This window comes from Geopseudomonas sagittaria (genome assembly GCF_900115715.1).
Taxonomy (GTDB): domain Bacteria; phylum Pseudomonadota; class Gammaproteobacteria; order Pseudomonadales; family Pseudomonadaceae; genus Geopseudomonas; species Geopseudomonas sagittaria.
Genome location: NZ_FOXM01000012.1, coordinates 74055 through 97153, shown reverse-complemented (window position 1 = coordinate 97153; position 23099 = coordinate 74055). Strand labels below are relative to the sequence as shown.

General features: G+C 67.6%; 25 protein-coding genes, 2 tRNA genes and 1 pseudogene. 14 read left to right on the top strand and 14 right to left on the bottom strand.

Annotated features, from left to right (window positions below; genetic code table 11):
- The first annotated feature begins 65 nt into the window (after window positions 1–65).
- The 6 genes from minC (at window position 66) to BM297_RS15000 (ending at window position 4732) form a co-directional block, all read left to right on the top strand.
- Entirely contained in the window at window positions 66–821 is a 756-nt protein-coding gene (gene minC / locus BM297_RS15025; protein ID WP_092432931.1) for a septum site-determining protein MinC, read from the top strand.
- A gap of 54 nt (window positions 822–875) precedes the next feature.
- Complete coding sequence (gene minD / locus BM297_RS15020) at window positions 876–1691, top strand: septum site-determining protein MinD (RefSeq protein WP_092432930.1); 816 nt, start codon at window positions 876–878, stop codon at window positions 1689–1691.
- The gene (minE, locus tag BM297_RS15015) at window positions 1688–1942 is read left to right on the top strand and encodes a cell division topological specificity factor MinE (protein WP_092432929.1); all 255 of its coding nucleotides are present in this window, start codon (window positions 1688–1690) and stop codon (window positions 1940–1942) included. The genes minD and minE overlap by 4 nt, the downstream gene beginning before the upstream one ends.
- Before the next feature lie 61 nt (window positions 1943–2003).
- Window positions 2004–2639, top strand: a complete 636-nt coding sequence (locus BM297_RS15010; RefSeq protein WP_092432927.1) for an RluA family pseudouridine synthase — start codon at window positions 2004–2006, stop codon at window positions 2637–2639.
- A 133-nt stretch (window positions 2640–2772) separates the two neighbouring features.
- Window positions 2773–4062, top strand: a complete 1290-nt coding sequence (locus tag BM297_RS15005; RefSeq protein ID WP_092432925.1) for a M18 family aminopeptidase — start codon at window positions 2773–2775, stop codon at window positions 4060–4062.
- Window positions 4063–4078: 16 nt separating this feature from the next.
- Window positions 4079–4732 (top strand): HAD family hydrolase, encoded by a 654-nt coding sequence (locus tag BM297_RS15000; RefSeq protein ID WP_092432922.1) that lies wholly within the window; start codon window positions 4079–4081, stop codon window positions 4730–4732.
- A 59-nt stretch (window positions 4733–4791) separates the two neighbouring features.
- On the opposite strand, the gene BM297_RS14995 is transcribed toward BM297_RS15000, so the two are convergent.
- A complete protein-coding gene (locus tag BM297_RS14995; RefSeq protein WP_092432920.1) occupies window positions 4792–5754 on the bottom strand; it encodes an NAD(P)H-quinone oxidoreductase in 963 nt (320 codons plus the stop codon).
- 184 nt (window positions 5755–5938) lie between these two features.
- On the opposite strand from BM297_RS14995, the gene BM297_RS14990 reads away from it, so the two are divergent.
- Both BM297_RS14990 and BM297_RS14985 read left to right on the top strand, forming a co-directional pair.
- Window positions 5939–8023 carry a carboxy terminal-processing peptidase gene (locus tag BM297_RS14990; protein WP_092432918.1) on the top strand — a complete coding sequence of 695 codons (2085 nt, stop codon included), beginning with the start codon at window positions 5939–5941 and terminating at the stop codon, window positions 8021–8023.
- 116 nt (window positions 8024–8139) lie between these two features.
- Window positions 8140–8868 (top strand): annotated as a pseudogene (locus tag BM297_RS14985) (EAL domain-containing protein); the annotation flags it as partial.
- 52 nt (window positions 8869–8920) lie between these two features.
- Here BM297_RS14985 and BM297_RS14980 read toward each other — a convergent pair.
- From BM297_RS14980 to BM297_RS14955, 6 genes are all read right to left on the bottom strand, one after another.
- Window positions 8921–9397 carry an SEL1-like repeat protein gene (locus tag BM297_RS14980; protein ID WP_092432914.1) on the bottom strand — a complete coding sequence of 159 codons (477 nt, stop codon included), beginning with the start codon at window positions 9395–9397 and terminating at the stop codon, window positions 8921–8923.
- The gene (locus BM297_RS14975; RefSeq protein WP_092432912.1) at window positions 9394–9762 is read right to left on the bottom strand and encodes a hypothetical protein; all 369 of its coding nucleotides are present in this window, start codon (window positions 9760–9762) and stop codon (window positions 9394–9396) included. Before BM297_RS14975 ends, BM297_RS14980 begins: the two co-directional genes overlap by 4 nt.
- Window positions 9759–10088: a helix-turn-helix transcriptional regulator gene (locus BM297_RS14970; RefSeq protein WP_092432908.1), complete on the bottom strand. Its 330-nt coding sequence runs from the start codon at window positions 10086–10088 to the stop codon at window positions 9759–9761. The genes BM297_RS14975 and BM297_RS14970 overlap by 4 nt, the downstream gene beginning before the upstream one ends.
- A 505-nt stretch (window positions 10089–10593) precedes the next feature.
- The gene (locus BM297_RS14965) at window positions 10594–11301 is read right to left on the bottom strand and encodes a BamJ family beta-barrel-assembly machinery protein (protein WP_092432906.1); all 708 of its coding nucleotides are present in this window, start codon (window positions 11299–11301) and stop codon (window positions 10594–10596) included.
- A 186-nt stretch (window positions 11302–11487) separates the two neighbouring features.
- Window positions 11488–11564 (bottom strand) — tRNA-Asp (locus tag BM297_RS14960).
- 15 nt (window positions 11565–11579) lie between these two features.
- Window positions 11580–11655 (bottom strand) — tRNA-Val (locus tag BM297_RS14955).
- 190 nt (window positions 11656–11845) lie between these two features.
- Here BM297_RS14955 and rdgC point away from each other — a divergent pair.
- Entirely contained in the window at window positions 11846–12766 is a 921-nt protein-coding gene (gene rdgC / locus BM297_RS14950; protein WP_092432904.1) for a recombination-associated protein RdgC, read from the top strand.
- Between the two features lie 93 nt (window positions 12767–12859).
- On the opposite strand, the gene rluB is transcribed toward rdgC, so the two are convergent.
- The 5 genes from rluB to BM297_RS14925 all read right to left on the bottom strand — a co-directional run bounded on the left by rluB (window position 12860) and on the right by BM297_RS14925 (window position 17291).
- A complete protein-coding gene (gene rluB / locus BM297_RS14945; protein WP_092432902.1) occupies window positions 12860–13960 on the bottom strand; it encodes a 23S rRNA pseudouridine(2605) synthase RluB in 1101 nt (366 codons plus the stop codon).
- Between the two features lie 128 nt (window positions 13961–14088).
- Complete coding sequence (gene scpB / locus BM297_RS14940; protein ID WP_092432898.1) at window positions 14089–14901, bottom strand: SMC-Scp complex subunit ScpB; 813 nt, start codon at window positions 14899–14901, stop codon at window positions 14089–14091.
- On the bottom strand, window positions 14898–15752 hold the full coding sequence (locus BM297_RS14935; protein ID WP_092432895.1) for a segregation and condensation protein A: 855 nt from the start codon (window positions 15750–15752) through the stop codon (window positions 14898–14900). Before BM297_RS14935 ends, scpB begins: the two co-directional genes overlap by 4 nt.
- Before the next feature lie 39 nt (window positions 15753–15791).
- The gene (locus BM297_RS14930; protein ID WP_092432893.1) at window positions 15792–16421 is read right to left on the bottom strand and encodes an L-threonylcarbamoyladenylate synthase; all 630 of its coding nucleotides are present in this window, start codon (window positions 16419–16421) and stop codon (window positions 15792–15794) included.
- A 9-nt stretch (window positions 16422–16430) separates the two neighbouring features.
- Window positions 16431–17291 carry a PHP domain-containing protein gene (locus BM297_RS14925; protein ID WP_092432892.1) on the bottom strand — a complete coding sequence of 287 codons (861 nt, stop codon included), beginning with the start codon at window positions 17289–17291 and terminating at the stop codon, window positions 16431–16433.
- A gap of 150 nt (window positions 17292–17441) precedes the next feature.
- Between BM297_RS14925 and BM297_RS14920 the strand changes: the two genes are divergently transcribed.
- From BM297_RS14920 to BM297_RS14905, 4 genes are all read left to right on the top strand, one after another.
- Window positions 17442–17741 carry a YciI family protein gene (locus BM297_RS14920; RefSeq protein WP_092432891.1) on the top strand — a complete coding sequence of 100 codons (300 nt, stop codon included), beginning with the start codon at window positions 17442–17444 and terminating at the stop codon, window positions 17739–17741.
- Window positions 17742–17793: 52 nt separating this feature from the next.
- Complete coding sequence (locus BM297_RS14915; protein WP_092433041.1) at window positions 17794–18486, top strand: response regulator transcription factor; 693 nt, start codon at window positions 17794–17796, stop codon at window positions 18484–18486.
- Window positions 18487–18589: 103 nt separating this feature from the next.
- A complete protein-coding gene (locus BM297_RS14910) occupies window positions 18590–19024 on the top strand; it encodes a Spy/CpxP family protein refolding chaperone (protein WP_092432889.1) in 435 nt (144 codons plus the stop codon).
- A gap of 65 nt (window positions 19025–19089) precedes the next feature.
- Window positions 19090–20421 carry a sensor histidine kinase gene (locus tag BM297_RS14905; protein WP_092432888.1) on the top strand — a complete coding sequence of 444 codons (1332 nt, stop codon included), beginning with the start codon at window positions 19090–19092 and terminating at the stop codon, window positions 20419–20421.
- Here the strand turns inward: BM297_RS14905 and BM297_RS14900 are convergent.
- On the bottom strand, window positions 20392–20976 hold the full coding sequence (locus tag BM297_RS14900) for a nitroreductase family protein (protein ID WP_092432886.1): 585 nt from the start codon (window positions 20974–20976) through the stop codon (window positions 20392–20394). The genes BM297_RS14905 and BM297_RS14900 overlap by 30 nt on opposite strands.
- A 40-nt stretch (window positions 20977–21016) precedes the next feature.
- Complete coding sequence (locus tag BM297_RS14895; RefSeq protein ID WP_092432884.1) at window positions 21017–21388, bottom strand: YkgJ family cysteine cluster protein; 372 nt, start codon at window positions 21386–21388, stop codon at window positions 21017–21019.
- A gap of 163 nt (window positions 21389–21551) precedes the next feature.
- On the opposite strand from BM297_RS14895, the gene BM297_RS14890 reads away from it, so the two are divergent.
- Window positions 21552–23006: a TrkH family potassium uptake protein gene (locus tag BM297_RS14890; RefSeq protein WP_092432883.1), complete on the top strand. Its 1455-nt coding sequence runs from the start codon at window positions 21552–21554 to the stop codon at window positions 23004–23006.
- Window positions 23007–23099: the final 93 nt, after the last annotated feature.

The window sequence follows — 23099 nt, the reverse complement described above, 5'->3', positions numbered from 1 at the left end:
GCTGCAACTTGCGGGCACGAGGTGATGTCGTTATAAGTCCCGGCATCTCCCTGGCTGCAATCACCATGAATCAAGCAGATCTGACCGACCAAGACCCCATCTTCCGGCTCAAGGGCAACATGCTCGCCGTCACCGTGCTGGAGCTCGCCCGCAACGACCTGGCGCGCCTCGACCGGCAGCTGGCCGACAAGGTCGCCAAGGCCCCCAACTTCTTCAACGACACGCCGGTACTGCTCGGTCTCGAGCAGCTGGCGGCCGCGGACGCCGAGCTGGACCTCGGCGCCCTGCTGGACATCTGCCGCCGCCACGGCCTGCTGGCCCTCGGCGCCCGTGCCAGCCGCCCCGGCGACATCCAGGCCGCCGACGAGCTGGGCCTGCCGCTGCTGCCCTCGGCCAGCGGCCGCGAACGGCTGCTGGCCGAGCCCCAGGCAGCGGAGCCGGAGCCGGAGCCGGAGCCGGTCGAGGAGGCCGAGCCGGCCGAAGCGCCAATGCAACCGACCCTGGTGATTACCCGCCCGGTGCGCGGCGGCCAGCAGATCTATGCCCGCGGCGGCGACCTGGTGGTGCTGTCGACGGTCAGCCCGGGGGCGGAACTTCTCGCCGACGGCAACATCCATGTGTACGGCCCCTTGCGTGGCCGCGTTCTGGCCGGCGCCAGCGGCAATGCCGAAGCGCGAATTTTCTGCCAGCAACTGACCGCTGAACTACTCTCCATCGCCGGCCGCTACAAGGTCGCCGAGGACCTGCGCCGCAGTCCGCAGTGGGGCAAACCGGTGCACGTCAGCCTGTCGGGAGATGTGTTGAACATCACCCGCCTTTAACGGATACTCCCGGCAAATTCAGGGACCTGAAACCATTCATTTGGGGTAAACACCTTGGCGCAAATTATTGTTGTAACTTCCGGCAAGGGTGGCGTGGGCAAAACGACTTCCAGCGCCGCCATCGGCACCGGCCTTGCCCTGCGCGGGCACAAGACCGTGATCGTCGACTTCGACGTCGGTCTGCGTAACCTCGATCTGATCATGGGCTGCGAACGGCGCGTGGTGTATGACTTCATCAACGTGATCCACAACGAAGCGACCCTGAGCCAGGCCCTGATCAAGGACAAGCGCCTCGACAACCTCTACGTCCTGGCCGCCAGCCAGACCCGCGACAAGGAGGCCCTCAACAAGGAGGGCGTGGCACGGGTCATCGAGGAACTGAAGAAGGACTTCGAGTACATCATCTGCGACTCGCCGGCCGGCATCGAGACGGGCGCGCACCTGGCGATGTACTTCGCCGATGTCGCCATCGTGGTGACCAACCCGGAAGTGTCCTCGGTCCGCGACTCCGACCGCATCCTCGGCCTGCTTGCCAGCAAGTCGCAGCGCGCGGAAAAGGGCGAGGAGCCGATCAAGGAGCACCTGCTGCTGACCCGCTACAACCCCGAGCGGGTGTCCCGTGGCGAGATGCTCAGCGTCGACGACGTCGAGGAGATTCTCTCCATCGGCCTGCTCGGCGTGATTCCCGAATCCCAGGCGGTGCTCAAGGCCTCCAACCAGGGCGTGCCGGTGATCCTCGACGATCAGAGCGACGCCGGTCAGGCCTACAGCGATGCCGTCGACCGCCTGCTCGGCAAGGAAGTGAAGCACCGCTTCCTCGAAGTGCAGAAGAAGGGCCTGCTGCAACGCCTGTTCGGAGGTCGCGAATGAGCATCTTCGACTTCCTTCTCGCCCGCAAGAAGACCAATACCGCCTCCATCGCCAAGGAGCGCCTGCAGATCATCGTCGCCCACGAGCGCGGCAACCGCGGCCAGCCGGACTACCTGCCGGCGCTGCAGGAAGAGCTGATCGCGGTGATTCGCAAGTACGTGCCCATCGACCAGGACCAGGTCCAGGTGGCGCTGGAAAACCAGGGCACCTGCTCGATCCTCGAGCTCAACATCACCCTGCCCGATCGCTGATCGGATAGGGGCGTGTACTACGGCGGCCTGCGGGTCGCCGTTTTCATTTATGGGATTTTCCATGCCGCTGTCGAATATCGAAATCGTCCACCAGGACGCCGCCCTGCTGGTGATCAACAAGCCGACCCTGCTGCTCTCGGTGCCCGGTCGGGCCGAGGACAACCGCGACTGCCTGGTCACCCGCCTGCAGGACAACGGCTATCCGGAGGCGCGCATCGTCCACCGCCTGGACTGGGAAACCTCCGGGCTGATCGTGCTGGCCCGCGACGCCGACAGCCACCGCGAACTGTCGCGGCAGTTCCACGACCGCGAGACGGAAAAGGCCTACACCGCGCTGTGCTGGGGCCAGCCGGCTACCGACAGCGGACGCATCGAGCTGCCGCTGCGCTACGACCCGCCGAACAAGCCGCGGCACATCGTCGACCATGAGCTGGGCAAGCATGCACTGACCTTCTGGCGCGTGGTCGAGCGCTGCGGCGACTGGTGCCGGGTCGAGCTGACGCCGATCACCGGCCGCTCGCACCAGCTGCGCGTGCACATGCTGGCCATCGGCCACCCGCTGCTCGGCGACCGCCTGTACGCCCACGAGCAGGCGCTGGCCGCCCACGAGCGGCTGTGCCTGCACGCCAGCCTGCTGTGCCTGACCCATCCGCAGAGCGGCGAGCGCATGCGCTTCGAAAGCCCGGCGCCGTTCTGAGTCTCTCGGCCAAGGCCGGCGTGCAAGTTCCCTTCGCCCAAGCAGGGGCGAGGGGCCAAAAGCCCGCGCCGGCGCAAGGCGCGGGCCAGGCATATTCCGGTAAACTGCGCGAATCACCGCCGCCGGAGCTGTCATGCGCGAAGAACTCAACCAGGGCCTGATCGATTTCCTCAAGGCCTCGCCCACGCCCTTCCATGCCACCGCCAGCCTGGCCCGCCTCCTCGAGATCGCCGGCTACCAGCGTCTCGACGAGCGCGAGCCGTGGCAGGCGCACGCCGGCGGGCGCTACTACGTCACCCGCAACGACTCCTCGCTGATCGCCATCCAGCTCGGCCGCCGCGCGCCGCTCGAGGGCGGCCTGCGCCTGGTCGGCGCGCACACCGACAGCCCCTGCCTGCGGGTCAAGCCGCAGCCGGAACTGGCCCGCCAGGGCTTCTGGCAGCTGGGCGTGGAGGTCTACGGTGGCGCCCTGCTCGCCCCCTGGTTCGACCGCGACCTGTCGCTGGCCGGGCGGGTCACCTTCAGGCTGGACGGCAAGCTGCACAGTCGCCTGATCGACTTCAAGGCCCCCATCGCGGTGATCCCCAACCTGGCCATCCACCTCAACCGCGAGGCCAATCAGGGCTGGGAAATCAACAAGCAGACCGAGCTGCCGGCGATCCTCGCCCAGCTGGCGGCGGGCGAGCAGCGCGATTTCCGCACCCTGCTCGCCAGGCAGCTGGAGCATGAGCACGGCCTCCAGGTGGACGCGGTGCTCGACTTCGAGCTGAGCTTCTACGATACCCAGAGTGCGGCCGTCATCGGCCTGGAGCAGGAGTTCATCGCCGGCGCGCGGCTGGACAACCTGCTGTCCTGCTACGCCGGCCTCAAGGCCCTGCTGGCCGCCGGCGACGAGGAAAACTGCGTGCTGGTGTGCACCGACCACGAGGAAATCGGCTCCTGCTCGGCCTGCGGCGCCGATGGCCCGCTGCTGGAACAGGTGCTGCGCCGCCTGCTCGGCGACGAGGAAAGCTACGTGCGCGCCATCCAGCGCTCCCTGCTGGTCTCGGCCGACAACGCCCACGGCGTGCATCCCAACTATGCCGACAAGCACGATGGCAACCACGGCCCGAGCCTCAACGGCGGCCCGGTGATCAAGGTCAACAACAACCAGCGCTACGCCAGCAACAGCGAAACCGCCGGCTTCTTCCGTCATCTGTGCGAGGAACACGCGGTGCCGGTGCAGTGCTTCGTCACCCGCAGCGACCTCGGCTGCGGCTCGACCATCGGCCCGATCACCGCCAGCCGGCTGGGCGTGCGCACCATCGACATCGGCCTGCCGACCTTCGCCATGCACTCGATCCGCGAACTGGCCGGCAGCTACGACCTCGCCCATCTGGTCAAGGTGCTCGGCGCCTTCTACCAGAGCCCCGAACTGGCCTGATGCGGGAGCACACCCATTGACCCTGGCGATCTTCGACCTCGACGACACCCTGATCGACGGCAACAGCCCCAGCCTGTGGCTGGAACACCTGGCCGACCTCGGCTGGCTCGACCGCGACTCCTTCATCCCCCGCGAGCAGGAGCTGGTGGCGCAGTACGCCGCGCTGCAGATCAGCCTGGAGGACTACTTCGCCTTCAGCCTGCAGCCGCTGGTCGGGCGCACTCCGGAAGAGGTCGACTATATCGCCGGGCCCTTCGTCGAGGCGGTCATCGAGCCATTGATCCACAGCGACGCCATGCGCGCCGTCGCTCGCCATCGCGCCGCCGGCGAGCGCATCCTGATCATCTCCGCCACGCCGTCCTTCCTGGTCCGGGCCATCGCCGAGCGCCTGGGCATCGCGGACGTGCTGGGCACCGACCTGGAGCTGCAGCACGGCCACTACAGCGGCCGCATCAGCGGCATCGCCACCGCCCGCGAAGGCAAGATCCAGCGCCTGGCCCAGTGGCTGGAGGAGCAGGGCGAGGCGCTGGCGGGCGCGCACTTCTATTCCGACTCGCGCAACGACCTGCCGCTGCTCAGCCACGTCGCGCATCCCCACGCGGTCAATCCGGATGCGGCGTTGCGCGCGCATGCCGAGCGGCAGGGCTGGGAGATCCTGCACTGGCGCTGAGCACCCGCCAACCGCGCCACAGCCAGCGAGGCGCTGCGCGTCGGCTGTGGCGAGACCACTCAGCTCAGGCTGTCGTCCACCACCAGCACCAGCTTGCCCTGCACCTCGTTGCTGGCCAGCGCGGCGAAGGCTTCCTCGGCGGCGCTGATCGGGTAGCTGCGCTCCAGCTGCGGCTTCAGTCGGCCTTCGGCGAACAGCGGCCAGACCTGCTGCTCCAGCTCGGCGATCAACTGGGCCTTGGCCTCGGCGTCGCGACTGCGCAGGGTCGAACCGATCATCTGGATGCGCTTGCCGAGCAACTGGGCCAGATCCAGCTGCGCCTTGCGCCCGCCCATCAGGCCGATGATCACCCAGCGCCCGCCCTGCCCCAGCAGCTTGAGGTTGAGCTCGGCGTAGCTGGCACCGACCGGATCGAGGATCACGTCGAAGGGCGCGAAGTCGCGCAGCCCGTCGAGATCCTCGCTGCGCACCACCCCGCCCTGGGCTCCCAGCGCCACGCAGTACTCCACCCGCTCGCGCGAGCCGACGCTCACCCAGCACGGACTGCCGAAGGCCTTGCACAGCTGGATGGCGGCGGAGCCGACGCCGCTGGCGCCGGCGTGCAGCAGCACCTTCTCGCCCGGCTGCAGGCGCGCCAGCTGGAACAGGTTGAGCCAGGCGGTGGCGTAGACTTCCGGCAGCGCGGCGGCTTCCTGCAGGCTCAGGCCCTCGGGCACCGGCAGGGCATGGCGCGCGTCCACCACCACTTCCTCGGCCATGCCGCCACCGGCGAGCAGCGCGCACACGCGGTCACCGACCCGCCAGCGGCTGCCGGCGCCGACCTCGCTGACCACCCCGGCGCACTCCAGGCCGAGCACCTCGGTCACCCCCGGCGGCGGCGGATACAGGCCGTTGCGCTGCAGCAGATCGGCGCGATTGAGACCGGCTGCGGCCACGCGGATGCGAATCTGCCCCACATCGCACTCCGGACGCGGCTGCACGCCCCATTCCAGCTGTCCGTCGATACCTTGCAATGCGTTCACACTACCTCCATATTGTCAAAAGCCCGCCGCCCTTTGGCCGCCGGAATCCGCCCGGATTGTGACCCGGAAACTGCCCCCGCGTCAGCCTCCCCTTCCCCTCCGGGCGCACGTTCATGATGGCACCATGGAACTAGGTGCCACTTACGCTGCCTAACGGCGTAACACTCTGCGACGCATATAACTCATGAAACGCACTCTGTCCTGCACTGCCCTAGCCCTCGCTCTGGCCACCAGCGCCCTGCCGCTGTCGGCCGCGGCCACGCTCAGCAACCCTTGGGACGGCCTGCAGCCCGACCGCGATCAGACCATCGCCAGCCTCAACGTGGTCGAGCTGCTCAAGCGTCATCACTACAACAAGCCGCCGCTGGACGATGCCCGCTCGTCGCAGATGTTCGACGACTACCTGAAAAGCCTCGACCCGGCGCGCAGCTACTTCACCGCCGGCGACATTGCCGACTTCGAGGCCTGGCGCCATCGCTTCGACGACTACCTGAAAAGCGGCGAGCTGCAGCCCGGCTTCGTGATCTACAAGCGCCAGCTCGAGCGCATGCAGGAGCGCCTCCAGTTCGCCCTCGCCCTGCTCGACAAGGGGGTCGACAAGCTCGACTTCAGCGCCGACGAAAGCCTCGACATCGACCGCGAGAAGGCGCCCTGGGCCGCTGACAGCAAGGCGCTCGACGAGTTGTGGCGCAAGCGGGTCAAGGACGAGGTGCTGCGCCTGAAGATCGCCGGCAAGGAACCCAAGGCGATCGAGGAACTGCTGACCAAGCGCTACAAGAACCAGCTCAAGCGCCTGGCGCAGACCCGTAGCGAAGACATTTTCCAGGCCTACATCAATGCCTTCGCGCAGACCTACGATCCGCACACCAACTACCTGTCACCGGAAAACGCGGAAAACTTCGACATCAACATGAGCCTGTCGCTGGAAGGCATCGGCGCGGTGCTGCAGAGCGACAACGAGCACGTCAAGGTCGTGCGCCTGGTCCCCGCCGGACCGGCGGAGAAGAGCAAGCAGCTGCAGCCGGCGGACCGCATCGTCGGCGTCGCCCAGGACGACAAGGAAATGGTCGACGTGATCGGCTGGCGCCTGGACGAGGTGGTCAAGCTGATCCGCGGGCCCAAGGGCTCGCAGGTGCGCCTGGAGGTGATCCCGGCCAGCAATGCCCCCAACGACCAGAGCAGCAAGGTGGTGACCATCACTCGCGAGGCGGTCAAGCTGGAAGAGCAGGCGGCGAAGAAGTCGGTGCTCAAGCTTGCGCACCAAGGCCGCGACTACAAGCTCGGGGTGATCGAGATCCCCGCCTTCTATCTCGACTTCAAGGCCTATCGCAGCGGCGACCCGGACTACAAGAGCACCACCCGCGACGTGCGCAAGCTGCTCACCGAGCTCGAGCAGGAGCAGGTCGACGGCGTGGTCATCGACCTGCGCAACAACGGCGGCGGCTCCCTGCAGGAGGCCAACGAACTCACCGGCCTGTTCATCGACAAGGGGCCGACCGTGCTGGTGCGCAACAGTGACGGCCGCGTCGACGTGCTGACCGACGAGGACACCGGCACCCACTACAACGGCCCGATGGCCGTGCTGGTCAACCGCCTGTCGGCCTCGGCCTCGGAGATCTTCGCCGGTGCCATGCAGGACTACCACCGCGCGCTGATCCTCGGTGGGCAGACCTTCGGCAAGGGCACCGTGCAGACCATCCAGCCGCTCAACCACGGCGAACTGAAGCTGACCCTGGCCAAGTTCTACCGGGTCTCCGGGCAGAGCACCCAACACCAGGGCGTGCTGCCGGACATCCCCTACCCGGCCGTGGTCGACGTCAAGGAAATCGGCGAGAGCGCCCTGCCGGCGGCCATGCCGTGGGACCGCATCGCGCCGGCCATCGATCAGGCCGCCAATCCGTTCCGGCCGTTCCTCGCCGAACTGCAGGCCCGCCATGCCGCCCGCACGACGCAGGATCCGGACTTCCTGTTCGCCCGCCAGCGCCTGGAACTGAGCCAGCAGCTCATGCAGGAGACCGTGGTCAGCCTCAACGAAGAGAAGCGCCGCGCCCAGCAGAGCACCATCGAAAGCCGCCAGCTGGCCCTGGAGAATGCCCGCCGCAGCGCCAAGGGCGAAACCCTGCTGAAAGAACTCAAGGATGAGGAAGAGGATCTGGCCAGCAGCGAAGAAGAAGACAAGCTGCCGCCGGAGAAGGATGCCTTCCTCGCCGAGTCGGGACGCATCCTGCTGGACTACCTCAATCTCAATACGGCCATCGCCCACCACTGAGAAGCCAGACCGGCAGCGCTCAGCCGCACCTGTCATCAGGCAGTCACAATTTAGTCGTGAAATCACCACGCCCCGGCCAATGCCGGGGCGTTTTTTCATTGACTGCCGAGCCCTGCATGACCACCACCGAACAGTTGAGCGAACTGGAGCGAATTCTCGCCCACAACCAGCTCAACACCCTGTTCCAGCCGATCTTCTCCCTCGCCGCTCGACGCATTCACGGCTTCGAAGCCCTCAGCCGAGGGCCGTCGAACAGCCCACTGCATGCACCGCTCGCCCTGTTTTCCGTGGCCCGCAGTGCCGGACGCCTGAGCGAACTGGAAATGGCCTGTCGCGCCCTTGCCTGTACCCGCTACAGCCGCCATGGCGGCCACAAGACGCTGTACCTGAACGTCTCGCCCGAATCGCTGGTCGAACCGGGCCACCAGTCCGGACGCACCCTGCAGCTGCTGCAGAGCTGCGGCATCGCACCGGAGCGGGTGGTGATCGAGCTGACCGAGCAAACGCCGATCGAGGATTTCGACCTGCTCGACCGCGCCCTGCACCACTACCGAGCCATGGGCTTTTCCATCGCACTGGACGATCTCGGCGCCGGCTACTCCAGCCTGCGCCTGTGGTCGGAGCTGCGCCCGGACATCGTCAAGATCGACCGCCACTTCATCGACGGCATCCACCTCGACCCGCTCAAGCGCGAATTCGTCGGCTCCATTCTGCAGATGGCCAAGGCCGCCCGCGCGCGGGTGATCGCCGAAGGGGTGGAGCAACCCGAGGAGCTGCAACTGCTGGAGCGGATGGGCGTGGATCTGGTGCAGGGCTACCTGCTCGGCCGCCCGCAGGAGCAGCCGGTCAGCGAGCCGTTGATCAGCCTCAGGGCCAGCGCCTGAAAGGCTGAGACGACTACAGGCCCAGCTCGCGCGCCCGCGTGGCCAGCCGCTCGGCGGCCTCGGCATCGGCAGCCAGCCCGGGGCCACCCTCGCGCAGCAGCTGCGCCAGCTTGAGCGCCGCCAGCGGATGGCCGCCGTCGGCCGCCTGCTGCCACCAGCGCCGCGCCTCGGCCGCATCCGGCGCGTGCCGGGCACTGCCCTTGAGCGCCTGCACGCCGAGCTGGAAGGCCGCCTTGAGCTGACCCTGGGCCGCCGCCTGACGCAACAGGCGCAGCCCCTCCTCCTGCGCGGCCAGCCCCTGACCGCGAAACAGCAGCAGATGCCCGTAGAAGTCTGCGGCCCCGGCATCGCCGAGCCGGGCCATGCGCGCGAACTGCCCCTCCATCCAGCCCCAGGCCCGCGGCTGACGCAGCAGCCACGGCCAGTGGAACAAGCGTCGCGCCAGCCAATAACCCGCCCGCGCACGCAGACGCCACAGCAGGCCCATCATTGCAGCGGCTCCAGAAACTCGAAGTCGAACACCCGGGCCACTTCCGCCGCATGCCAGGCGGCCGCCGCGGTGCCGTCCGGCGCGCCCACGAAACGACCAAGCCGCGTGGCATGCTCGAAGAACCCGGGGCGTGGCAAGCGGCTGGCGCCCTGACTGATCACCAGCGCGCTGCGCAGCGGCTGGCCGGCCTGCGCATCCAGCATGGCCAGATGCTCGAGGGCGGCCGTGAGCGTGGTCATGGCCGGGGTAGGCAGTTGCAGACGCTCGATCAACGAGCGGTAGGTCAGCAGGTGCCGCTGCCGACGAGCGTCGTCCAGCTCGTCAATCAGCGCCTGCCAGTGCTGGCGGCTGATCCGCAGGATCAACCCGGCTGCCCTTCGGCGGGCGCGGCAAATACCCTGACCAGCGCCCGGTGGATGGCCTGGTCGGGCTCGCGCTCGCCACTTTCGATCATCGCCAGGTAATGCGGGCTGATGCCGATCGCCCGCGCCAGCTGCTCGGGAGCGAGATTGCGCGCCTCGCGCAGGCGACGCAGATTAGCCAGATCGAAGGCCGGCGGCTCCAGCGACAGCGGCGCTGCCGAGCGGGCCGCCGGCTGGCGCCCGGCCGCAGCCAGCAGCTCCTGATATTCGGCCCACGGCAGCACCGCGTACTCCGCCTGTCCGTCGCGCTCGATCACCTGTACGTTCATGCTCTTACCGCCTTTATCAGTAACCTGTTTCATTTTAACAGGCCATTGCCTGCCTTGCGGCGGCTGCAGGCCCCGCGCTGCCAATCCGCCTTGTCGCGCACTCATTTCCAAGCTGCCCGGGAGGCGCTGCTCTGGCCTCCGCCACCGTCCGCACCCCGCCAGAGCGCATGGCTAGAGGGCTTGCTGGCGTTACCCACAAAAGCTGTGGATAACCTTGTGAACAATAACTGGATGACTCCCCCAAGAGCCCATGAAATGAGGCTTCCAGACAGATCGGGTATTTTTTGCTCAACAAAAAAAGCCTTTACAAATCAAACTCTTAAAAATATTAAAATCGAACACATCAGCACCCTTGACAGCGCCAGCAAGGGCGTATCCAGATGTGCATAACCAGCGGGCACAACCGCCAGCGCCAGCCTCCTTTCCACCGCATGCGTCAAGCGTGTTACCGACAGAAACAGAAACGCCCCGACTAGCGGGGCGTTTACAGGTGGTCCGATCGGCCTTATTCGGCCTTTTCCTGGATGCTCAGCAGCTCCAGCTCGAACACCAGTACCGAGTTGGCCGGAATCATCGGACTCGGGCTCTGCGCACCGTAGGCCAGCTCGCTGGGGATGTACAGCTTGTACTTCTCGCCGACGTGCATCAGCTGCAGGCCTTCGACCCAACCGGGGATCACGCCGCCAACCGGCAGATCGATCGGCGCACCACGCTGGATGGAGCTGTCGAACACCGTGCCGTCGACCAGCTTGCCCTCGTAGTGCACGCTGACCACGTCATCCGCCTTGGGCTGTGCGCCGTCGGCCTTCTTCAGCACTTCGTACTGCAGGCCGGAGGCGGTGGTGATCACGCCTTCGCGCTTGCCGTTGTCCTCGAGGAACTTCTTGCCGGCCTTGGCGTTTTCATCGCCAATCGCCGCCATGCGCTCTTCGGCACGCTTCTGCAGGAAGCCGAAGGCCTCCATCAGCTGCTCGTCGCTCAGGCGCTGCTCCTTCTTCGCCATGGCATCTTCGATACCGAGGGCCACGGCCTTGGAGTCGAGGTCATCCATGCCTTCCTGGCTCAGGCTGCGCCCCATGTTCAGACCGATACCGTAGGAGGCCTTCTGTGCCGGGGTCTTGAGCTCCTGCTCCTTCTCCGCCGCCTGCTTGTCGCAACCGGCGAGGACCAGACCGACCAGAGCCACCGCAGCGGCCAACCGATGATGTTTCATGCATGTTCCTTAGTGATGGGTGCCACAGCGGCAAACTCGGAAAAGCGCGAGCTTAGCAGGCCGGCGCGGCGGCTGCCATGGCTGGGAAAAGTTGGAATGCAGAAACGACGAAAAGTTCAAATCGCGACATTCCGCGTTGAACTTTGGGGGAGGTATTGGCTTGACTTGTCACTTTGGGGAGAAAAATGGCGCAGCGGACGGGACTCGAACCCGCGACCCCCGGCGTGACAGGCCGGTATTCTAACCGACTGAACTACCGCTGCGCGCAACCTCGAGAGTGGTGGGTGATGACGGGATCGAACCGCCGACCCTCTGCTTGTAAGGCAGATGCTCTCCCAGCTGAGCTAATCACCCATTCTGCTGCATTCGCATGTTTGCGTTTGCTCTCGAAGTGGTGCGCATTCTAGGGATCAAATTCGCACCTGGCAAGTGTTTTCTGAAATAAATTTTCGAGGCAAACCAAACACTTGCCGCAATCCACGGTGGCCGGCAGACGCGCCAGGGGGAATAATGGTCTCCTTTGCTCAAGGAGTGCCCCGCCGCCATGTGGTTCCGCAACCTGCTCGTCTATCGCCTTACCCAGGATCTGCAACTGGACGCCGAGAAACTCGAAGCGGCTCTGGCCAGCAAGCCGGCCCGCCCCTGCGCCAGCCAGGAACTCTCCACCTACGGCTTCGTCGCGCCGCTGGGCAAGGGCGCCGACGCCCCCCTGGCGCATGTCAGCCAGGAGTTCTTCCTCATCGCCGCGCGCAAGGAGGAGCGCATCCTGCCCGGCAGCGTGGTGCGCGACGCACTGAAGGAGAAGGTCGACGAGATCGAAGAGCAGCAGATGCGCAAGGTCTACAAGAAGGAGCGCGACCAGCTCAAGGACGACATCGTGCAGGCTTTCCTGCCGCGCGCCTTCCTCCGCCGCCAGACCACCTTCGCCGCCATCGCGCCAAAGCAGGGCCTGATCCTGGTCGACGCCTCCAGCCCGAAGAAGGCCGAGGATCTGCTCTCCACCCTGCGCGAGGCCCTGGGCAGCCTGCCGGTGCGCCCGCTGAGCGTGAAGGTCGCCCCCACCGCCACTTTCACCGAGTGGATGAAGAGTCCGCAGGCCAGCAACGGCCTGCAGCTGCTCGACGAGTGCGAGCTGCGCGACACCCACGAGGATGGCGGCATCGTGCGCTGCAAGCGCCAGGACCTGGGCAGCGACGAGGTGCAGAACCACCTGGCCGCCGGCAAGCTGGTGACCAAGCTGAGCCTGGCCTGGTCGGACAAGCTGTCCCTGCTGATCGACGACAAGCTGGCTCTCAAGCGCCTGCGCTTCGAGGACCTGCTGCAGGATCAGGCCGAGCAGGACGGCGGCGACGACGCCCTGGCCCAGCAGGACGCCAGCTTCACCCTGATGATGCTGACCTTCACCGAGTTCCTGCCGCAGCTGATCGAGGCCCTCGGCGGCGAGGAAATCCCCCAGGGCATCTGACCGGGTCGGCAAACCCCGGACACAAAGAAGGCGACCCGCGGGTCGCCTTCTTCATTCAGCCACGCCTAGCGGCGACGGCTCACTAGTGACGGCTTACTTCCTGCGAAACCCCGGACGCTGGCCTTCACCGGACGGCTGAGGGCGGCGCTTGGCCGGCTGCGCTGCGGCCGGCTTGCGCGAGGGGCGCTCGGTCAGGTTGGGCGAGGAGCGCTCGTCGCGCCCCTTGGCCGGACGCTGGCCGCGCTTGACGTCGGCCGGGCGCTCGGCCAGCTGCGAGCCCTGGCCACGACCTTCGCCACGGCTCGAGCGGCCACGCTCGCCAACCACCGGCTTGGCCGACTTGCGCTGCTGGCGGTCGAGCTTCTCGCGGGTCTTGCCCTTCATGCCCGGCAGGGCCATCGGCCGCAGACCGACTTCACCGGCGAGGATATCCACCTCGATCTGATCCATCTCGCGCCAGCGGCCGACCGACATGTCGGAGGTGAGGAACACCGGACCGAAGCGCACGCGCTTCAGGCGGCTGACCACCAGGCCTTGGGACTCCCACAGGCGACGCACCTCGCGGTTGCGGCCTTCCATCACCACGCAGTGGAACCAGCGGTTGAAGCCGTCGCCCTGCGGGGCTTCCTTGACGTCGGTGAAGCGCGCCGGGCCATCCTCGAGCACCACGCCGTTCTTCAGGTTCTCGAGCATCTCGTCGGTGACTTCGCCACGCACGCGCACCGCGTACTCGCGGTCCATCTCGTAGGAGGGGTGCATCAGGCGGTTGGCCAGCTCGCCGTCGGTGGTGAACATCAGCAGGCCGGTGGTGTTGATGTCGAGACGGCCGATGTTGATCCAGCGACCGCTCTTCGGGCGCGGCAGACGGTCGAACACGGTGGGGCGCCCTTCCGGGTCGGAACGGGTGCACACCTCGCCTTCGGGCTTGTTGTAGATCAGCACGCGGCGCACCACTTCGTCTTCCTCGCGGCGCAGCAGGCGGCCGTCGAGGGCGATGGCATCGCTGTAGCCGATGCGCTGGCCCAGGGTCGCCTGGGCGCCGTTGACCTTGACGCGACCCTGGGTGATCCACTCCTCGACGTCGCGGCGCGAGCCGACGCCCATGCGCGCCAGCACCTTCTGCAGCTTTTCGCCTGCGGGGCGGTATTCTTCGCCGACTGCGGCGGACTCGGCGGAATTGTGTTCTTCGTTCATTCTGGGCACCTCCCGGTGTAACCGGATTCTGTGAACTGACTCTACGAAAGAGCGGGCAAGCATCATACGCCTATGGGCGGCCGGGCGCACCCGCGAGACGACCGAGCGGGGCGATCCGGAGCAGGCCTTCAGTCGGGCTGCAGTTCGTCCGCGGCCAGGCGGGCGACGGACTCATCGCCGCCCTCGTCCTCGAGCGGCGCCAGCGGCAGATCGTCGAAATCGCTCTTCAGGCCCTGCTCCATGGCATCCAGCTCGGCCAGCAGGCTGCGGAAGTTGGTTTCGCTGCGCGGCGCCTCCGCCTGCTCCAGCGCCTCGCCCCCCTCGCCATCGGCCAGCACCAGGTCGGCACGCGCCTGCAGGCCGGCCGGCACATCGGGATCGAGGTCCTCGGCCGGCAGGCGCGGCTCCAGCTCGCGCAGCGCCGCCAGCGGCGGCAGCTCGTCGAGGCTCTTCAGATTGAAGTGGTCGAGAAAGCCGCGGGTGGTGGCGAACATCGCCGGCCGGCCGGGCACCTCGCGATAGCCGACCACGCGGACCCACTCACGCTCGAGCAGGGTCTTGACGATATTGCTGTTGACCGCCACGCCGCGCACCTCCTCGATCTCGCCGCGGGTGATCGGCTGGCGGTAGGCGATCAGCGCCAGGGTTTCCAGCAAGGCTCGCGAATAGCGCTGCGGACGCTCCTCCCAGAGACGCCCGACCCAGGGCGCAAAGCGCTCGCGCACCTGCAGGCGGTAGCCCGAGGCCACCTCGCTCAGCTCGAAACCGCGCCCCAGACAGGAGCCGCCCAGCACCCCCAGCGCCTCGCGGAGCAGCTTCGGCGACGGCCGCTCGGCCTCGTCGAACAGTTCGGCCAGGCGCTCCAGGGGCAGCGGCTTGCCGGCCGCCAGGAGGATGGCCTCGAGCACGGTCGCCAGCTGGCGCGGATCGGCAAGGTTCATTCGGCAATACTCTCGACAACGTCTTCAGACAGGCTCTCTTCGAGCACCTCGCCACGCAGGCGCACATGGATCGGCGTGAACGGCTCGTTCTGCACCAGCTCGACCAGCGACTCCTTGACCAGCTCGAGGATCGCCATGAAGGTCACCACCACCCCGAGCTTGCCCTCCTCGGCGCTGAACAGCTCGACGAAGGCGACGAAGGCCCCGCCCTGCAGGCGTTCGAGCACATCGCTCATGCGCTCGCGGGTGGACAGCAGCTCGCGACTGACCTGATGGCTCTCGAACAGCTCGGCGCGCTGCAGCACCTCGGCCATCGCCAGCAGCAGCTCGTCCAGGCCGACCTCCGGCAGCAGCGTGCGCCCGCGCGCCTGGGGCGCCGGCAGCAGCGGCACCTGCAGGTCGCGACCGACCCGCGGCAGATCGTCAAGCTCCTCGGCGGCCTGCTTGAAGCGCTCGTATTCCTGCAGGCGACGGATCAGCTCGGCGCGCGGATCCTCCTCATCCTCCACCGCCTCACTGGAGCGCGGCAGCAGCATGCGCGACTTGATCTCGGCGAGCATCGCCGCCATCACCAGGTATTCGGCGGCCAGCTCCAGGTGCACCGTCTTCATCAGCTCGACATAACCCATGTACTGGCGGGTGATGTCGGCCACCGGGATGTCGAGGATGTCGATGTTCTGCTTGCGGATCAGGTACAGCAACAGGTCGAGCGGCCCCTCGAAGGCCTCGAGGAACACCTCCAGCGCATCCGGGGGGATGTACAGATCCTGCGGCAGCTCGGTGAAGGCCTGGCCATAGACCAGCGCCAGCTGCTCGGGGCGGGCCTGATCAACGGGGGCCTCGGCGGGCATGGGGCACTCAGTCACCGGCGTTTCTCGCAATCATCGAACTCAGGCCGGCACCATGAACGGTTCCGGATCGCCACAACCGACGCGCACCACCTCGGGCTCGCCGCCCACCAGGCTGATCACGGTGGACGCCTCGAGGCTGCCATAACCGCCATCGACGATCAGGTCGACCAGCTTTTCCAGACGATCGCGAATCTCCTCGGGATCGCTCAGCGGCTGCTCGTCGCCCGGCATGATCAGGCTCACGCTCATCAGCGGCTCGCCCAGCTCGGTGAGCAGGGCGTGGGCGATGGGATTGCCGGGCACCCGCAGGCCGATGGTGCGGCGCTTGGGATGCAGCAGCATGCGCGGCACTTCGCGGGTGGCGTCGAGGATGAAGGTATAGGGCCCCGGAGTATGTGCCTTGAGCAGACGAAACGCGCTGGTGTCGACCTTGGCGTACTCGCCGAGCTGCGACAGGTCGCGGCACAGCAGGGTGAAGTTGTGCTTGTCGTCCAACCGGCGCAGCTGGCGAATGCGGTCGATCGCGCTCTTGTTGCCGATCAGGCAACCGAGGGCATAGGAAGAATCGGTCGGATAGACCGCCACGCCGCCCTGGCGAATGATGTCCACGGCCTGCTTGACCAGCCGCGCCTGCGGATTCTCCGCGTGAATCTGGAAGAATTGGCTCATTGCTGTTCCTTAAGCAATCGGATGTTCCTGTCGCGTCAGACGCCGCCAGAGCAGCGCCACATCGTCAGGCGGCGCCCGGTAGCTGCCCAGCTCGGACCACTGCCGCGGCCCGTGAAAGTCGCTGCCGGCGCTGGCCAGCAGACCGAATTCGCGGGCGAGATTGGCCAGCATGCCGACCTGACTGTCCACCTGCGGGCCGTTGGACACTTCCAGCGCATGCCCGCCCCCCTCGACGAAGGCCGCCACCAACTTGCGTCTTTTCGTTCGAGTAAAGTCGTAATGGCACGGATGCGCCAGACTGATCGAGGCGCCGGAGTCACGCAGGGTTTCCAGGGTGCTCTCCAGCGTCGGCCAGTGCTGCTTGACGTCGCCCAGCTTGCCGGCGCCCAGCCAGCGCTGGAACGCCTGGGCGTGATCCTTGACGAAGCCGGCGCGCACCATGAACTCGGCGAAGTGCGGCCGCGACGGCGCATTGCCGCTCTCGCCGCGCTCCTGCTGCACCGCCCGCGCCCCGTCCAGGCAGCCGGGCATGCCCTTGGCCGCCAGGCGCCGGTCGATCTCCTCGGAGCGCGCCCAGCGCCCCTCGTGCAGCGCCGCGATGGCCCGCTGCAGGGCCGGCGCGTCGGGCGCGAAGGCGTAGCCGAGGACATGGATGGTCGCCCCCGCCCAGGTGCAGGACAGCTCGATGCCGTCGACCAGTTCGATGCCCAGCGCTGCGGCACAGGCGCGCGCCTCGGGCAGCCCGTCGAGGGTATCGTGATCGGTCAGCGCCAGTACCCCCACGCCGTGCTCGTGCGCCCGCGCCACCACCCCGGCAGGCGTGAGCATGCCGTCGGAGGCGGTACTGTGGCAGTGCAGATCAACGTACATGGGCGATGCTTTTCCGTCTTGGGTGGTCTGTTATTATGCCCCCTCATCCTGCCCGTGGCGTGTGCCGTGAAACAATTCATCGACTTCACCCCGCCAATCCCCGCCACATGCACGATACCGTCCGCGCACAATCCGCCTCCAAGGACTGACATGCTCTACGCCATCATCGCCAGCGACGCCGCCAACTCCCTCGACGCCCGCCTGGCCAACCGCCCGGCCCATCTCGAGCGTCTCAACGCCCTCAAGGACGCCGGCCGCCTGGTCCTCGCCGGCCCGCACCCGGCCATCGACAGCAACGACCCGGGCCCGGCCGGCTTCACCGGCAGCCTGATCGTCGCCGAATTCGACTCGCTGGAAGCCGCCCGCGCCTGGGCCGACGCCGACCCCTTCTGCGCCGCCGGGGTCTACGCCGAGGTGGTGGTCAAGCCGTTCCGCCAGACCCTGCCCTGAGCGGCCGGCCGAGCGCGCCCCGTACCTCATGCTGCACCGCCCCGAGAACGTGATGAGTGAACTGCTGCTGATCGACGACGACCGCGAGCTCACCGACCTGCTGGCCGCCTGGCTCGGCCAGGAAGGCTTCCAGGTGCGCGCCTGCCACGATGGCAGCCATGCCCGCGACGCCCTCGCCGAGCGCACGCCGGATGCCGTGGTACTCGACGTCATGCTGCCCGACGGCAGCGGCCTGGAGCTGCTCAAGCAGCTGCGCGGCGAATACCCGCAGCTGCCGGTGCTGATGCTGTCGGCCCGCGGCGAGCCGCTGGACCGCATCCTCGGCCTGGAGCTGGGCGCCGACGACTACCTGGCCAAGCCCTGCGACCCCCGCGAGCTGACCGCACGCCTGCGTGCCGTGCTGCGCCGCACGCAGAGCGGCGGCAGCGCCGACACCGCCGGCAATACCCGCCTGGAGCTGGGCGACCTCAGCTACAGCCCGAACCGCGGGGTGGCGATGCTCGGCGAGCAGGAAATCACCCTGACCGTCTCGGAAAGCCACATCCTCGAAGCCCTGCTCAAGCAGCCCGGCGAGCCGCTGGACAAGCAGGCCCTCGCCCTGCTCGCCCTCGGCCGCAAGCTGACCCTCTACGACCGCAGCCTGGACATGCACGTCAGCAACCTGCGCAAGAAGCTCGGCCCGCATGCCGACGGCCGCCCGCGCATCCTCGCCAGCCGCGGGCGCGGCTACTACTACGCACCCTGAGCGTCTTTACCCTCCCTTTACCCATGACTGACCGCGGCTGACCTTGCGCCCCCTAGACTGAACTCATCCGGCGACCACGCCGCCATCGAGAAGGAATCAGACCATGCGCAAGACCCTCTCCGCCCTGCTCCTCGCCGCCGCCCTGCCGACCCTGGCCATCGCCGCTCCCGGTTCTGACGACATGGGGCCGCGCCACATGCGTGGCGACGGCTACCACCACGGCGGCCACATGATGATGAAGGGCCTGGACCTCAGCGCCGAGCAGCGCCAGCAGATCCGCAGCCAGATGCGCGAGCAGGTGAAGAGCAAGCACGAGATCACCCAGCGCTACCTCGAAAAGCTGCCGGCCGCTGAAAAGGCCGCCATGCAGAAGGAGCTGCAGGACAACCGCGACAAGGCTGCCAAGATCATTCGCGACGCACTGACGCCCGAGCAGCAGAAGCGCTACGACGAGATGCAGAAAGAGCGTGAGGCGCGCCGCGCCGAACGCGCCGAGTTCGAAGCCTGGAAGGCCGAGCGCGACAAGAAGGCCCAGTAAGACCCAACGGGGGCATCCGCCAGGATGCCCCCGTTTTTCATTCCACCTCGATAACGGACCCGCGCATGCGCACCCTGTTCTGGCGCATCTTCGCCACCTTCTGGCTGGCCATCGCCCTGGTCGCCGGCCTGTCGCTGCTGCTCGGCCGCGCCCTCAACCAGGACGCCTGGATCCTCGCCCAGCACCCCGGCATTCGCGGCGTGGCCGCCGAATGGAGCCTGCGCTTCGAGCAGCAGGGGCCGGAGGCCGCCCAGGAGTTCCTCGAACGCCACCGGCATCGCCATCGCGTGGACATCCAGGTACTCGACGAAACCGGCCAGCTGCTGGTGCGCGGCACCTTCCCACGCCGCGCCGCCGCCTTCGAAGCGCGCCAGCACAACCCGCAGCGCCTGCCCTGGCGACGCCTGACCGAGGACTACACCAGTCCGCAGAGCGAGCAGACCTACCTGTTCATCTACCGCATCCCGCATCCCGAGCTGGCCACCTGGCACCGCGACAGCCTGCTCTGGCCACTCAGCGCGCTGGTCATCGCCGTGGTGGTGCTGACCCTGCTCAGCGTGCTGCTGACCCTGTCGATCACCCGCCCGCTCAACCGCCTGCGCGGGGCGGTGCACGATCTCGGCCGGACCACCTACCAGCAGCACAGCCTGGCTCGCCTGGCGTCCCGGCGCGACGAGCTGGGCACCCTGGCCCGCGACTTCAACCGCATGGGCGCGCGCCTGCAGGACCTGATCGGCAGCCAGCGCCAGCTGCTGCGCGACGTCTCCCACGAACTGCGCTCGCCGCTGGCCCGCCTGCGCATCGCCCTGGCCCTGGCCGAGCGCGCCAGCGACGCCGAACGCGCGCGCCTGTGGCCACGCCTGGTGCAGGAGTGCGACCGCCTGGAAGCGCTGATCAGCGAGATTCTGGTCCTGGCCCGCGTGGATGCCGAGAGCAGCCAGCGCCAGCCGGTCAACCTGGCGGCGCTGCTGGAAAAGCTGCGCGACGATGCGCGCCTGCTGGCGCCGCAGCAGGAACTGCGCGTCGAGGTGCCCGCCGACCTGCAGCTGCAGGGCTGGCCGGACCTGCTCGAGCGCGCGCTGGACAACCTGCTGCGCAACGCCCTGCGCTTCAATCCGGCCGGGCAGCCGCTGGAAGTCAGCGCCCGCCGCGACGGCGAGCAGCTGCTGATCGAGGTCCGCGACCACGGCCCCGGCGCCGCGGCCGAGCATCTGGCCCAGCTCGGCGAGCCGTTCTTCCGCGCCCCCGGCCAGGCCAGCGCGGGACACGGCCTCGGCCTGGCCATCGCCCGCCGCGCCGCCCAGCGCCATGGCGGCCAGCTGGTGCTGGCCAACCACCCGCAGGGCGGCTTCGTCGCCCGCCTGGAGCTACCTCTCAACCTCGGCGCCGAGGCCTGACGGCCAGGCCGCGACGAAGTCCGCCGGCTGCAGCGGCTGCGGCTTGCGCAGCTCGCCCGCCGGCGTGCCCAGATAGATGAAGCCGATGATCCGCTCGCTGTCCGCCAGGTTCAGCCCGGCGTGCACCGTGGCGTCGTAGGCCAGCTCGCCGGTGCGCCAGACGGCGCCGATGCCCTGGACATGCGCCGCCAGCAGCAGGCCGTGGACCGCACAACCGGCGGCCAGCAGTTGCTCCGACTCCGGCACCTTGGGATGCACCTTGAGACAGGCGATGGCCACCACCAGCAGCGGCGCGCGCAGCGGCATGGCCCGGGCCTTGTCGAGCGCCGCGGCCGGCGCCGCGGGGTCGCGCGCCAGCTGGGCGCGGACGAACAACTCGCCGAGCTGCTCGCGAGCAGCTCCTTCCACCGTGAGAAAGCGCCAGGGGCGCAGCTGGCCATGATCCGGTGCGCGCAGCGCGGCGCGAAACAGCAGCTCGCGCTGCGCCGGGGTCGGCGCCGGCTCGTCCAGACGTGCCACCGAGACACGGTTGAGCAGGGCTTCGAGAGCCTCCATGGGGTTTCTCCAGTAGAAAGACAGTGCCGGGATTCTACCCTCAGGCCACGCGGTCCGGGGCCAGATCCGGCTCCAGCGGCGGGGTCAGCGGCGGCAGGCCATGGGCGGCGCGGGCTGCGTCGCAGCGCGGGTTGTGCTCGCCATGTTCCCAGGAGGCCTCGAACTCGCGACAGGGGGAGGAGCGCTGCTCGTAGATAGTGCAGCGCACGCCACAACCGACCTCGCCCAGCAGGCTCACGCAGCGTGACGGCTTGCTGGTGGTGCCGCGCATGGCCGCGTGATGCGGCGTGATCTGCTCGACCAACTCGTCCGGCACCAGGCCGCCGGCCGACTGGCATTCGCCCCAGTAGAAGGACACACGAAAGTGCGCGCAGCAGGCGCCGCACGCAAGGCAGGGATTATTGTCGGACATCGGTGCAATACCGCGGAAACCGGCGACTGCCGGCGGGAGCCGCGGATTCTAGCGAGTGGCCAATCGCGCTGGAAAGGCCGTCCGGCAGAAATTTTTTCCGCCGTTTACAGCGCCTGCGCAGGCGCGCAGAATGCCGCCCTTTCGAGCCTGAGAGCGCACCACCATGGCCCTGCCGACCCTGCGCATGATCGCCTTCATTCTCGGCATCTTCCTGATCACCCTGGGCGTCAGCATGGTCATCCCGATCATCACCCTGCTGAGCATGGGCACGCCCGAGGGCCTCTCGGACTTCCTCTGGCCGACCCTGATCACCTTCGGCTGCGGACTGGCCATGGTGCTGCCCGGCCAGCCGAAGAATGTCCAGCTGCGTCCGCGCGACATGTACATGCTGACCACCTCGAGCTGGGTGGTGGTGTGCATCTTCGCCGCCCTGCCGATGGTGTTCATCCAGCACATCAGCTACACCGACGCCTTCTTCGAGACCATGTCGGGCATCACCACCACCGGCTCGACCATCCTCACCGGCCTCGACAACGCCTCGCCGGCCCTGCTGATCTGGCGCTCCATGCTGCAATGGCTGGGCGGACTGGGCTTCATCGGCATGGCCGTGGCCGTGCTGCCGCTGCTGCGCGTCGGCGGCATGCGCCTGTTCCAGACCGAATCCTCCGACTGGTCGGAGAAGGTCATGCCGCGCTCGCACATGGTGGCCAAATCGATCCTGTTCGTTTACCTCGGCCTGTCGCTGCTGTGCACCCTCGCCTACTGGTGGGCGGGCATGAGCCCGTTCGAGGCGATCAACCATGCGATGACCACCATCTCCACCGGCGGCTACTCCACCTCCGACAACTCGCTGGCGAACTGGAGCCAACCGGCCGTGCACTGGGTCGCCGTGGTGTTCATGCTGCTTGGCGGCCTGCCCTTCACCCTCTACGTCGCCTTCCTGCGCGGCCATCGCAAGGCCCTGCTGCGCGACCAGCAGGTGCGCGGCTTCGTCGGCTTCCTGCTGCTGACCTGGCTGCTGTTCGGCACCTGGCTGTGGTTCAACTCGGACAATGCCTGGCTGGACGCGGTGCGCATCGTCGCGGTCAACGTCACCTCGGTGGTCACCACCAGCGGCTACGCCCTCGGCGACTACAGCCAGTGGGGCGGCTTCGCCGTGCTGCTGTTCTTCTACCTGACCTTCGTCGGCGGCTGCTCGGGCTCCACCGCCGGCGGCCTGAAGATCTTCCGCTTCCAGGTCGCCTACGTGATGCTCAAGGCCAACCTGCAGCAGATGATCCACCCGCGCGCGGTGATCAAGCAGCAGTACAACAACCACCAGATCGACGAGGACATCGTCCGCTCGCTGGTCACCTTCTCCTTCTTCTTCACCATCACCATCGGCGTGATCGCCCTCGGCCTGGCCCTGCTCGGCCTCGACTGGGTCACCGCACTGACCGGCGCCGCCACCGCGGTGTGCAACGTCGGCCCGGGACTCGGTCCGATCATCGGCCCGGCCGGCAACTTCGCCAGCCTGCCCGACGCCGCCAAGTGGCTGCTGTCGGTCGGCATGCTGCTCGGCCGCCTGGAAATCATCACCATCCTGGTGGTGCTGACCCCCGGATTCTGGCGCCACTGACGGGCATTCTGCGACAGCAAAGGCAACTGCCGAAGGCGCACTTTGCGTCTCGCCAGCGCCTCGGCTAAGATCGCCCGTCCGCCACGCATTGCC